Below are 12,067 nucleotides of genomic sequence, written 5' to 3'. Positions count from 1 at the left end.
TCCCGAGACGCAGCCCAGGAGCACGGCCGCTCCGACGACTGAGGTTGTCAGTCGGTTGATGGATCGCATGCTGTGTAGGTCCCTCTCATCCGGTGGTGCATGTGAAGTCGAGTGGCGCCCTCTGCGTACTCGCGGCGAGGAAGTCCGCGAGTGCCTCGGCGTCCGGCGGGGGGTGGGGAGGCCGATGGAGCGGAGCGTCCGCAGACGCTACTTGAGAGTTCACGCTCGCGGGTCGACTGCAGTGAACCGTGGGGATTTCCCTAAGGCTTGACAGGGACTTGCGGACGGACCGTTCGCCACAGAAGTCATTCCGGCCGGTCAGGGGTTATCCGGCGACGCAAGCGCCGTCGCTCCCCAGGCTGCGACACCGATGCCCTGTCCAGGTGGGTCTTGCCGATCCCGGATTCGCCCATCGCCTCCTGGCTGTTTTAACATCTCTCTATATTGACGTTTTTCAATTCAAGGTTCAAGATTGCATTAATGCCTCTCCGAGGAGCGACGCCATGAGCGAGCAGTCCACGGACCTGCGCGAAACCGTCCGTCAGCGGTACGCCGCCGCAGCCACGAAGGTCACCGGGGGCGGCGCTGCCTGCTGCGGGCCCGAGCCCGTCGAGGTCGACGAGAACTTCGGCTCCACGCTGTACGCCGCCGACGAGCGCGACGCCCTCCCCGCCGAAGCGGTCGCCGCCTCCCTGGGCTGCGGCAACCCCACCGCCGTCGCCGAACTCCGCGAGGGGGAGCACGTCCTGGACCTCGGCTCCGGCGGCGGCATCGATGTCCTGCTCTCCGCCCGCCGCGTCGGCCCCATCGGCAAGGCGTACGGGCTGGACATGACCGACGAGATGCTCGCCCTGGCCCTCGCCAACGCGGCGAAGGCCGGCGCGACCAACGTCGAATTCCTCAAGGGCACCATCGAGGCCATACCACTGCCCGCGCACACGATCGACGTCGTCATCTCCAACTGCGTGATCAACCTGTCGACCGACAAGCCCGCCGTGTTCGCCGAGACCTTCCGCGTGCTCAGGCCCGGCGGCCGGCTCGGCGTCTCGGACGTCGTCGCCGACGACAACCTCACCACCGAGCAGCGGGCCGAACGCGGTGACTACGTCGGCTGCATCGCCGGCGCACTCTCTTTCGCCGAGTACCGCACCGGTCTCGAAGCCGCAGGGTTCACCGACGTCGAGATCACCCCGACCCACCCGGTCGCCGACGGCATGCACTCCGCGATCGTCCGCGCGGTGAAGCCCTCCGACGCCGCTGAGCCGGGCGCCTCAGGCGCGGCAATGGACGCGTGCTGTGGCGTGGCCGCCTGCTGCAACCCGGATGAACGCGCCGCCGATCCATCGACCACGGTGGCCGAAGCCAAGGCCGCTTCAGGATGCGGCTGCCAGGACTGACCAGCCATTGCAGGATGACGTATCAGCGGACTACGGACAGCCGCGGCCGGCTGCCGGCTTGCCGTAGGCGGTCAGGAGTTGTTCCACCGGGAGGGAGCGCTGCGCATCGCCGACCGCCACGCCTCCCGCGGCAACTCGACCTACGCCTACCAATTCGACCACCGGGCCGGGCATGAGGCACACGGCCTGGGCGCCCCCCCCACTGTGCCGAACCACCCTTCCTCTTCAGCACGTTCGACAGCTACCGCGACAGCCCGATGCTCGGCACGCCCGGCGCGGCGGAGCCCGCGGTACGCCCCGGCGGGCACGACCCGGGTCCGGCACTTCCGCTGAGCTCGTTCCCGCCTCCCAAGCGTGGGCTGCCGGAACTCAGGAGCGTCTGACACCTCGGTGATCACGGATCCGCGGTGTCCCCGGCATGAGCGCGGCGCCCGTCCGTTCTCGTCGAGCGCGGGGATCCGATGAAGGACGTCCTTGTGGCGTTCCAGCGCGAAGCCCTTCGCTGCATCGCCGAGGTCACCCGATCGTCTCCAGCGCGGCCGGGCCGGTGACCGTCGTGATGGGCACCTTGTCGCACAACCCGGCGCCGCTTTCGATCGGGGGCCTGCCCGTGCGTGTCCCCGCGCCCCCAGCGCGCAGGGGCACCGACACCGTCGCCTCGGCACCGCCGGTCAGCCTGATGCCGAACCCGACGCCCTCGAGCGATGTCCGTCAGTACGCGACGGTGATGCGGCGGCGGATCGCCGTGCTCTTCTCGGCCTCGTCGACCAGGGCGACCGCGTAGTCCTCGGCGCTGATGAAGCTGGTGCCGTCCGCCGCGATCAGCATGTCGTCGCCGCCGAGACGGAAGGTGCCGGTGCGCTCGCCGGGGGCTATCTCGTCGGCGGGGGAGACATACGTCCAGTTGAGGTCGGTCACCTCGGCTCGCAGCAGGCGCAGCACCTCGCGCTGGGCGAGCGACTCGGCCTTGTACATCGCAGGGAAGTCCGGGGTGTCGACCCGGTCCCGGCCCGAGGAGGTCTTCAGGCTGCCCGCCCCTCCGACCACCAGCAGGCGGTGCGCGCCCGCGATGCGCAGCCCCTCGACCAGGGAGGTGTACGTCGCCAGCAGGGGTGCGGCCGGGTCGGAGCCGTCGCGGGGCGGGGAGACGGCGGAGATCACCGCGTCATGCCCGGCGGCGGCCTGGGCCACCTTGCCGGGCGTGGAGGCGTCGAGGGTCAGCGGGGTCAGTGCCGGGTGCTCGGGCAGGGCGGCGGCCGAGCCGGAGCGGGTCGCGGCGGTCACCTCGTGGCCGCGGCTCAGCGCCTCCGCGGCGATGCGGGAGCCGATCATGCCGGTGGCGCCGATCAAGAGGATCTTCATAGGGGTGCTCCGTTCGTTACCAGATGCGTTTCGGGGGCGAGGGGCTGGAGGGTTGCAGGGCGAAGCTGGACGGTTACGGCCGTGCAGGCCCTTGCACCGTGCCGCGCGCGGAATGGGCCAACAGCTTGGTCACCAGCTCGCGCAGGATCAGCCGCTCGACCGGAGTGAGCGGCTCCACGAGGTCGGCGGTGACCTGCGGGACGTGCGCGGCGAGGGCGCGTTCCAGCAGTTCACGACCTTTCGGGGTGGCCTCGAGGAGCGCGGCGCGGCGGTCGTCGGGGTGGGGGTGGCGGGCGAGCAGCCCAGCCTCCTCCATGCGGGCGATCAGCCGGGTCAGCCCACCCGACGTGAACGACAGGTCCTCGGCCAGGCGGGCGCTGGTGGTCCGGTTCTCCGGGTGGCGGGCCAGGCGCAGGAGCACCTCGAACTCGGAACCCCCCAGTCCGGAGGCCTCGCGGATGGTGCGCTCGGCCCGTCCGCCGATCGCGTCCGTCAGCCGCAGGATGTCGCCGTACAGGACGACCGCTTTGTCGTTCAGCAGTCCGCTCATAAAGCTGACGATACAGCAATCTCAGCCCACACATCGGACGTCAAATCGCTGAGAAACCCAGCCTCATCGGCAGCTTGAAGGTTGAAATAATGCTGCGCAGGAAGGTATCTTCCTTCCCGGCCATCGCACTGCAGCCCCGCGCTGAAAGGGAACGTCCATGCCGGTCGGACGACGTCAGGTACTCGCCGCAGGTTCACTCACGGCCGCAGGGGCCGCATTGGGCACCGGAACGGGATACGCCGCTAAGTCCGGAGAGGAGACCAAGAGCCTGAAACAGCTGTACCGCGAGGCGAAGGCGGAGGGCGGCACCCTCACCGTCTACGCCGGCGGCGACACCGCCACCCAGCAGGACGGCAACAAGGCCGCCTTCGAGAAGGCGTTCCCCGGCATCACGCTGAACATCGTGGTGGACTACAGCAAGTTCCACGACGCCCGCATCGACAACCAGCTCGCCACCGGCACTCTCGTCCCGGACGTCGTACAACTGCAGACCCTGCAGGACTTCCCCCGCTGGAAGCACGAAGGCGCCCTGCTCCCCTACAGGCCGGCCGGCTTCTCCCGCGTCCACCCGGCCTTCAAGGACCCCGACGGCGCATGGACCGGCATCTTCGTCGACGCCTTCTCCACCATCTACAACGTCGACAAAGCCGGCGGCACGGCACCCACCTCGGCCCGGGACCTCCTCGACCCGCGCTGGAAGGGGAAGATCGTCTCGACATACCCGAACGACGACGACGCGGTGCTGTACCTGTACAGCCTCATCGTCGACAAGTACGGCTGGGAGTGGCTGCGGCGGTTCGCCGCCCAGGACGTGGCCTGGGTGCGTGGTACACAGGAACCCGCGGACCGGGTCGAGGCGGGCCGCGCCGCCGTCGCACTGGGCACGGACGGCATGCTGACCCCCGCGCCGGGCGTGAAGACCCGCTTCGTCATCCCGAAGCACGACCCGTTCATGGCCTGGGCCCAGCGCGCCGCGATCTTCCGGCACGCCCAACATCCCGCCGCCGCGAAGCTGTACCTGAACTGGTGGCTGTCGAAGCAGACACAGTCCGACTTCTACATGTGGTCGGTGCGCACCGACGTCCAGCCCCACGAGGGCTACCGCCCCATCTGGGAGTACCGCAACGCCCACCTCGACGGCTTCGAGGGCTTCATGGCGAACCGCGGCCTCGTCGAGCGCTTCAGGCAGCAGCTCGCTCTCTACGTCGGCGAGGTGACCGGAGCTCCCTCCCCGGGATGGCTCGGCCTGCACCCCGGACGCTGACCGGGGTTCATCGCCGTGCGCGGCTCTGATCCAGCGTGAGTCTGGTGCCGCTGAGAAAGCCGTCGATGAGGTCAGGGCGGTGCTGTAACAGCGACCAGATGCCCTCGGCCCGATTCAAGTCCGGTGCATAAGACGGCAGTTGCACGATGGTGAGCCAGCCATGCTCGTCCGCGTACCGCGCATCCCGGCGGCGAGATGGGTATCGAGATTGTCCCAGATGAGGACGATGGGGGCGCCGAGTTGGATGTGGCGCGCACGACCAGGTCCCGATAGTCGCTCCAGGCGAAGCCGTTGCGCCCCTTGCCCCGGTACTTGCGGTGCCGGCGCGGCCGGTAGATCAGCCGCGACACTTCGCCCGGCTTGTAGCAGCACAGGGCGGCGACCGAGATACGGCGCCAGGACCGGCCGCGCACCCGCACCACCGGCGTGCGCCCCCGGCGGCCCCAGGTGCGAGAGCGCGGCGGGGTGTTCGCAAAACCGGCCTCGTCCTCGAAGACCACGTAAGCCCCCAGCGCCGCCGCAGTCATTCCACCTGCTGCGTCGAGAAGTCGAGGTATGCGGGCCAAGCCCGGATGCCTGGCGCGGCGTACGCCGGCTCCGTGTGCCGCAGGGGCCGGGCCGAGCCCAGCCGTCGGGCTCAGCCCCGCAACGCTCACTCTCCCCGCGCCCCCGCCTGCCAGGTGACCGCGCGCAGCAGAGGACGGCTCAGCCCGGCGGCCGCCAGGATCCCGGCGAACCCGGCGGCGCAGCACGCCGCGAGAATGATCAGGCCGCGTGCGTCGAACGACGAGTCGCCGCCGGCCAGCGTCAGCGTTCCCCCGCACAGCAGCCCCGTCGCGAGAGCACCGCCCGCCAGTACCGTGAGCGGAATCAGGGTCTCCCGGCTGCGGGCGGTGTCCAGGACCCGCAGGGGGGTTCCGGCCAGGTGCAGCAGGGCGTAGGTGCGGCGGCGGTCCAGGACGTTGGCGGCCGCGGTGATGCCGGCGGAGGTGATGGCGACGGTGAAGGTCACGACGAGCACGACCCGGGTGATGGTGGTGAAGTCCTGGGTGAATCGTGCCTGGGACCAGTTCACGTCGGTGGTGGTGAGTGGGAACTGGTCGGGTGTCAGGCCGGTCAGTGCGGTGCGGGCGCGGTCCAGTTCGTCCGGGCCGCCGGAGACGGTGGCGGTGATCTGGCGGCTGTCGTAGGGGGCCGTGGCCACGAAGCCGTCGTCCACGCCGACCACGGCGCTCACCCCGGCGGCGTGCAGGCGCTGTTCGGCCTGCGTCCGCATCTGGGTCACCTTGCTGGCCGGGGCGGCGATGGCGAGCTGGTCGGGCCGTCCACCCCACGGAGGAGCGGAGTCCAGGGTGAGCAGGGCGAAGAATCCGGCGACGAAACCGGCCAGGGTGAGTCCGGAGACGATCCGCCAGGCGGCCTTCGGGTCGTCCAGCAGCCGCCGCCCGGCCAGCAGTGTCGCCGGCCGCTTGGCCAGGGCGGTGACGATCCTGCCGAGCAGCCGGACCACCCAGGGTCCGATCACGGCCAGCGCGAGGAAGAGTGCGGCGAACGCGTACAGCGCCACGACGTCGGCGCTGCCGTACTCCCTCGTCACCCAGCCGTATACGGCGACCACGGCCACGAAGATCACCGCCCGTACGGCGCTCGCCCCGCGGCTGCGGGAGCGGCGTGCCACGCCCAGCGGGCCGACGACCACCTGACGCAGTCCGGCGAGCGCGCTGATGACGACCAGCGTGATCACCCCGGCCGTCACCGCCAGCAGCGGTCGTGCGCCGACCCACAGGTCGGCCGGGTACCAGGAGCCGCCCGCGAGCGGCAGGCTCGCCGCCACCGGCAGCAGCAGCCCGTACCCCACGGCACCGAGCACGGCCCCGGCCGCCCCGGTCAGCAGCGCCTCGGCGGCCGTCATTCCGGCGATACGGCCCGGAGTGGCGCCGATCAGGCGCAGCGCGGCGAGCCGCTGATCACGGCGGGAGACCGACAGCCGCGCGGCGGAGGCCGCCAGCACCAGCAGCGGAACGATGACGAGGACGGTGGCGAGCCGCGCCAGGGACTCGTACATCCTGCCGGTGCCGTCCGTGAGCGGCGTTCCGGTGAAGGAGGCGACGCGGGTGGGGGAGGCGATGTCTCCGGCCCGGCGCGGATCGGGCGCGCGTTCGGCGGTGACCGCCGGGTCGGTGGGGCTGTGTCCGATCACCGCGACGAGTTCGCCGGGGTGGGCGAGCGCCGCGCGGCCCAGTGTTCCGGTGGGCGTGCCGGGGACCGGGTGGCGGTCGGCGGGCAGCCGGTCGAGCAGGTCGCCGAGCGCGGGGGAGACCCACAGTTCGCCGGGGGCGGGGAAGCGGTCGAGGCCGGGCGGGGCGGGAGCGGTGTGTCCGGGCAGCTGTGCGACGTCCACGACGGTGACCGGCTCACCCCGGGTGAACGTCGTGCCGACCGCCTGGACGGCCACCGGGCGGGAGGACTCCACCGGATTTCGCCAGTCGACGCGGTCCGCGCGGTGCTGGAAGCCCAGGTTCATCGCGACGCACAGCAGGAGCAGTGTGGTGGACACGGCCGCCGCCGCGACCGCGAGGCCGGTGGCGAGCAGGCCGGTGCGGCCGCCGGCCCGGGTGAGCCGCCAGGTCAGCGCCCAGGTGGTGCGGTCCAGTGTCCTCATCGCCGGTACCCCGCCTTCGCGTCGGTCCCGGTCTCCGGCCTGGCCTGGACCCCGGCCAGTCGCCCGTCGCGGACCTCCACCGTGCGGTCGCACCAGCGGGCCACGTTCGCGTCGTGGGTGACCACGACCAGGGCGGCGCCCTGGCGGCGGCTGACCTCCACCAGCAGGCGGATCACGTCCATGCCGGTGGCCTGGTCCAGCGCGCCGGTCGGCTCGTCGGCGAAGATCACTTTCGGGCGGCCGACCAGCGCGCGGGCGATGGCCACTCGCTGCGCCTGGCCTCCGGACAGCTGGCCCGGGCGCCGTTCCTCCAGGCCCTGCAGACCCAGCGGCCCGAACCACTGCCGGGCCTGCTCGACGGCCGCCCGGCGCGCCGTGCCGCCGAGCATCAGCGGCAGGGCGACATTCTCGTCGACGGGCAGTTCCGGCAGCAGCTGGCCGGACTGGAAGACGAAACCGAACGCGGTGCGGCGCAGCTCGCTGCGGGCCGGTTCGCGAAGCTGGTCGATCCGCTTGCCGTCCAGCAGGACCTCACCGGAGTCGGGCCGTTCGATCCCGGCCAGGCAGTGCAGCAGGGTGGATTTGCCGGAGCCGGAAGGGCCCATGACGGCCAGCGACTGGCCGGCCGTCACGTCGATGTCGACGCCGGCCAGGGCGCGGGCCATGCCGTAGGACTTGAACAGGCCGGTGCCGGTCAGGACGGCGGAGGAGGTGTTCATCGGGCGGTCTCCCCGGGGGGAAGTGGTCTTCAGCGGGTTCATGCCGTCCACGGTCGGGGCGCACGGCATCCGGCGGGCTCGGCCGGACGGCCGGTTGTGGTGGCCGGACATCGGCCATTCGGCCGAGGCCGCCGGGAAGCACCGCTTCCGTATCCTGCCGAGCGTGTACTCCGAGAATCCGCGGCTCCGCCGCGTGCTGATCGCCGTCGGCTGGGCCCTTCTCCTCGCGGTGGGGCTATTGGACGCGTTCGCCGGCCGGGCGATCAACTACCGCTGGACGAGCTGGCTGCCGGTCGTGTCCGGCCCGCTCGCCTGCGCGGCCCTGCTGTGGCCCGGCCGTCGGCCGAGCGTGCAGGTACGTGCCGTTCTCGTCGCGGGCGGCTCGCTGGCGCTCACGGTCGGGATCGGCGTGTTCGCGGGCCAGGACGGTGCCGGTACCTGGGGCTTCCTGGAGACCGTCGTCCTGCTGGTGCTGCTCTCCCGCGTGGTGCGGGCGGTACGCCGCCCGGGAATCGCCGCGGCCGTCTCGGTTGCGCCGGCCGTCGCGGCCATCGCGATCCCGCTGCGCTGGGCGCCGACGGACAGCCAGGCTGCCATCGGCTGGTCCCTGCTCATGACGCTCGCCGTCGGCCTGGCTCTCGCCTGGGGCCTACGTGCACGACTGCTGGAGGAGCAGCGGGTGCGTGACATCGCCGCCGTGCGTCAGCGCCAGCGTCTGGAACTCGCCCATGACCTGCACGATTTCGTCGCGCACCACGTCACCGGCATCATCGTGCAGGCCAACGCCGCCCTGACCCTTCAGCACACCGCGCCGGAACAGGTCGGGCCGTTGCTGGAGAACATCAGCCGGTCCGGATCGGAGACGCTGGACTCGATGCGCCGCCTGGTGCGGGTCCTGCGCGAGGACGACCACGCCGGCATCCGGCCGGGGCAGGTGTGGAGCGAACTCGCCGGTCTGGTCTCCGTGTTCTCCGAAGACGAAGCGGACGTCCAGTTGCACGTGGCTGCGGCGGCCCGCGAGGCGCGGCTCGCCCCCGAGGTGGAGACCTCCGTGCACCGCGTGGTGCAGGAGGCGCTGACCAACGTGCGCCGGCACGCGCCCGGCGCCGCGGTCGCCGTACGGGTCGACCTGTGCGGGCCCCGGCTGCGGGTCGAGGTGCACAACACGGCACCGGCCGCACGCCATGCCGTGCCGCTCGGCGGGCGCGGCGGCTTCGGGCTGGTCGGCCTGCGCGAACGCGTCGAAGCGGTGGAGGGCGCGCTGACCGCCGCCCCCACCGACGACGGCGGCTGGCGGGTCACCGCCGCCTTCCCGGTGCTGGCCGCTGTGGCAGGATCGCCGGCGTGAACGACACGGCGATCCGCGTACTGATCGCGGACGACCAGGAAATGGTCCGCATGGGCTTCCGGCTGATCCTCGACGCCCAGCCCGGCATCGAGGTGGTCGGTGAGGCCGCCGACGGCGCCGCCTGCGTGGAACTCGCCCGCCGGCTGCGGCCGGACGTGTGCCTGGTCGACATCCGGATGCCGAAACTGGACGGCCTGGACGTCACCCGGGCCCTGGCAGGCCCCGGAGTCCACACCCCGATGCGGGTCGTCGTGATCACCACGTTCGACCAGGACGACTACGTGCACACCGCGCTGCGCAACGGGGCGTGCGGCTTCCTGCTCAAGGACGCCCCGCCCAGCCTGCTGATCGAGGCGGTGCGGGCCGCCGCCCGCGGCGACGCGCTGGTCTCCCCCGCCGTCACCGTCCGGCTGCTGAAGCAACTGTCCGCCACGCGGCCCGAGCCGGACGCCGCCTGCCCGCTGACCGAACGGGAACTGGACGTCGCCCGGCTCGTCGCGGTGGGCCGCACCAACCAGGAGATCTGCGACCAGCTGGTGGTGTCCCTGTCCACCGTCAAGACACACCTGGCCAACATCCAGCAGAAGATCGACGCCCGCAACCGGGTCGAGATCGCCGCCTGGGCATGGGAGTGCGGCCTGGTCCGGGAGCGATAGATGCGGGCGCACAGCCGCTGCACATGTCGGTCGTCCTCCAGTACGGCGCCGCACTGGCCGGGCTGGTCCCGGTCACCGTCAACCCCGCACTGCGCGACGCCGAACTCGAGCATGCGCTCTCCCAGTCCGGTGCCGCGGACTGCTGCTCACCGACCCCTTCCGCGAGACGGACATGGCGGCGACGGTGGAACGGATACGGCCGCGTCTCCCTCGCCTGCGCGAGCGGGCCTCCTTCACCAGCTGGCTCGCTGAGGCCCGCGGCACCGCCCCCGCACCGCTCCTACGCGTGGCCCCCGGTGCGGCGGCGCAGATCCGGCACACCGGCTGCGACCTGACGGTGCCCGGTGCGGCCACCGCCACCGGCACCCTCGTGCTCGTGCACACCGCCGGCCGCCCCCTGTGGCAGGCCGAGGCCAAAATCGCCGGCCCCGCCGACGCCGATCCGCTGCCGGTGGGCGAGCCGGGTGAGATCTGCGCCCGCGGCTACCAGGTCATGCTCGGCCACCACGATCTTCCCGAGGCCACCGCACAGGCCATCGACCGCGATGGATGGCTGCGCCCCGGCGACCTGGGCGTGATGGACGAGCGCGGCTACGTCACCGTCACCGGCCGCCTCAAGGACGTGATCATCCGAGGCGGGGAGAACATCTACCCCGCCGAGATCGAGGCGGCGCTCGGCACCCACCCCCGGGTGCGGCAGGCCGCCGTGCTGGGCCTGGCCGACCCGGCCTGGGGCGAGCAGGTCGCCACCGTGATCAACGCCGACGACCCCGCCGACCCGCCCACCGCCGCCGAACTCCACGACCACCTGCGTGCCGCCCTGGCCCCGCACAAGACACCGCGCCGCCGGTGCCTGGCCGACACCAACCCGGCCAACGCCATGGGAAAGATCCACAAGTTCCCGCTGCGGCGGCAGATCTGCGACGGCCGCCTGAAGCCGCTTCCCGTACCTGGAGGTGCTGCAGCCGCTCGACGTTCACGTCGTTCCGGTGTGAGCCTGGCGGAAGTGGGCCCCTGTGGTTCCTGGGGTGCAGCAAGTCACGGCCGGCCGTCCTTCTTCGACCCGAAGGACACCGACGTCCGACGCCGACCGACCGGCGGTACTGCATCAACAGCATCGCGCTGCGGCTGACGCCGGACGAGGGCTGAGGCGGCGGGGGCCGCGGTCGCGCTGGCGGGTGGGACGAGGGTGTTCCTAGACTCGTAAGCGGGCGGTTCGTCCGGTACGGGAAGGCGGTGGCGCCTCATGCCGTACGTCGCCGTGAGTGCGATCAGCCATCCCGGACTGCTGCGCGAGCGCAACGAGGACAGCCTGGTCATCGGGCCGTGGACGCTGTGCGCCACCGTGACCGAGAGCCCGCAGACTCTGGTCTTCCCGCTCGGCACGCCCCTCGTCGTCGCCGTGGCCGACGGGCTCGGCGGGCATCCCGGCGGCGATGTGGCCAGCGCCCTGGTCGCCCGCCGGCTGGCGACGCTCGGTCCGGCCATGAGCAGCGAGGCCGCCGTCCGCGAGGTGCTGAACGCCTGCAACCGCGACGTGTACCAGGCGGCCGGCGGCGACGAGGAAAGCGAGCTGACCGCGATGGGGACGACGATCGCCGGGATCGTCGTCCAGCCCGACTCGGTGCTGGTGTTCAACGTCGGCGACAGCCAGGTCCTCGCGGCCTCCGCCGAGGGGCTGCGCCAGCTCAGCGTCGACGACAGCCCACCGCACCCGCCGGGCCGCTCCACCACCCTCGTCACCCAGTGTCTGGGCGGCTCGCCCGGCTACCGGGCGGTCAGTCCTCATGTCACGAGCGAGCCCCTCACCCCGGGCGAGCGCTACCTCGTCTGCTCGGACGGCCTGACGGACCCGCTCACCACGGACGTACTCGACGAGATCCTCGGCGAGCACGACGACGGCCGGGCGGCCTTCGAACTGTGGCGGGCCGCGATCGAAGCGGGCGGGCCCGACAACATCACGGTGGCGGTGGGGGGGGGGGGGGGGGGGGGGGGGGGGGGGGGGCGCGGCCGCCCCCCCCCCCCCCCCCCCCCCCTCCCGGGTGTCGAGAACCGGTTGAGAACCGGCAACCGGTCCAGACCCGGCCGAGAACCAGCCGAGAGCCGGCC

At 72.0% G+C, this 12,067-nt stretch carries 8 protein-coding genes and 4 pseudogenes; 7 read left to right on the top strand and 5 right to left on the bottom strand.

Going from position 1 to position 12,067, the window contains the following annotated elements; translation table 11 throughout:
• Positions 1-503: 503 nt before the first annotated feature.
• Positions 504-1,397: an arsenite methyltransferase gene (gene arsM / locus ACP4J3_RS50040; protein ID WP_426544847.1), complete on the top strand. Its 894-nt coding sequence runs from the start codon at positions 504-506 to the stop codon at positions 1,395-1,397.
• Positions 1,398-2,108: 711 nt separating this feature from the next.
• Here arsM and ACP4J3_RS50035 read toward each other — a convergent pair.
• Together ACP4J3_RS50035 and ACP4J3_RS50030 are read right to left on the bottom strand one after the other, a co-directional pair.
• A complete protein-coding gene (locus ACP4J3_RS50035; protein WP_426544845.1) occupies positions 2,109-2,759 on the bottom strand; it encodes an NAD(P)-dependent oxidoreductase in 651 nt (216 codons plus the stop codon).
• Positions 2,760-2,832: 73 nt separating this feature from the next.
• Entirely contained in the window at positions 2,833-3,309 is a 477-nt protein-coding gene (locus tag ACP4J3_RS50030; RefSeq protein WP_426544843.1) for a MarR family winged helix-turn-helix transcriptional regulator, read from the bottom strand.
• 157 nt (positions 3,310-3,466) lie between these two features.
• On the opposite strand from ACP4J3_RS50030, the gene ACP4J3_RS50025 reads away from it, so the two are divergent.
• Positions 3,467-4,573, top strand: coding sequence for an ABC transporter substrate-binding protein (locus ACP4J3_RS50025; RefSeq protein ID WP_426544841.1), 1,107 nt, complete (start codon positions 3,467-3,469; stop codon positions 4,571-4,573).
• A 7-nt stretch (positions 4,574-4,580) separates the two neighbouring features.
• Here ACP4J3_RS50025 and ACP4J3_RS50020 read toward each other — a convergent pair.
• The 3 genes and pseudogenes from ACP4J3_RS50020 to ACP4J3_RS50010 form a co-directional block, all read right to left on the bottom strand.
• Positions 4,581-5,112 (bottom strand): annotated as a pseudogene (locus tag ACP4J3_RS50020) (transposase); the annotation flags it as partial.
• A 113-nt stretch (positions 5,113-5,225) separates the two neighbouring features.
• On the bottom strand, positions 5,226-7,235 hold the full coding sequence (locus tag ACP4J3_RS50015) for an FtsX-like permease family protein (protein ID WP_426544839.1): 2,010 nt from the start codon (positions 7,233-7,235) through the stop codon (positions 5,226-5,228).
• Complete coding sequence (locus ACP4J3_RS50010; protein ID WP_426544837.1) at positions 7,232-7,954, bottom strand: ABC transporter ATP-binding protein; 723 nt, start codon at positions 7,952-7,954, stop codon at positions 7,232-7,234. The genes ACP4J3_RS50015 and ACP4J3_RS50010 overlap by 4 nt, the downstream gene beginning before the upstream one ends.
• Before the next feature lie 40 nt (positions 7,955-7,994).
• Here ACP4J3_RS50010 and ACP4J3_RS50005 point away from each other — a divergent pair, with 40 nt between their 5' ends.
• The 5 genes and pseudogenes from ACP4J3_RS50005 to ACP4J3_RS49985 all read left to right on the top strand — a co-directional run.
• Positions 7,995-9,302 carry a sensor histidine kinase gene (locus ACP4J3_RS50005; protein WP_426544834.1) on the top strand — a complete coding sequence of 436 codons (1,308 nt, stop codon included), beginning with the start codon at positions 7,995-7,997 and terminating at the stop codon, positions 9,300-9,302.
• Entirely contained in the window at positions 9,299-9,958 is a 660-nt protein-coding gene (locus ACP4J3_RS50000; RefSeq protein ID WP_426544832.1) for a response regulator, read from the top strand. Before ACP4J3_RS50005 ends, ACP4J3_RS50000 begins: the two co-directional genes overlap by 4 nt.
• A 172-nt stretch (positions 9,959-10,130) precedes the next feature.
• Positions 10,131-10,835: pseudogene (locus tag ACP4J3_RS49995) on the top strand (AMP-binding enzyme); the annotation flags it as partial.
• A gap of 188 nt (positions 10,836-11,023) precedes the next feature.
• Positions 11,024-11,107, top strand: a pseudogene (locus ACP4J3_RS49990) (peptide-methionine (R)-S-oxide reductase MsrB); the annotation flags it as partial.
• 97 nt (positions 11,108-11,204) lie between these two features.
• Positions 11,205-11,930: pseudogene (locus ACP4J3_RS49985) on the top strand (PP2C family protein-serine/threonine phosphatase); the annotation flags it as partial.
• Positions 11,931-12,067 lie beyond the last annotated feature (137 nt).

This window comes from Streptomyces sp. UG1 (assembly GCF_049974585.1).
Classification (GTDB): Bacteria; Actinomycetota; Actinomycetes; order Streptomycetales; family Streptomycetaceae; genus Streptomyces.
Note: the sequence above shows the minus strand (reverse complement) of the source record. Positions and strands in the feature narration are given on the sequence as shown.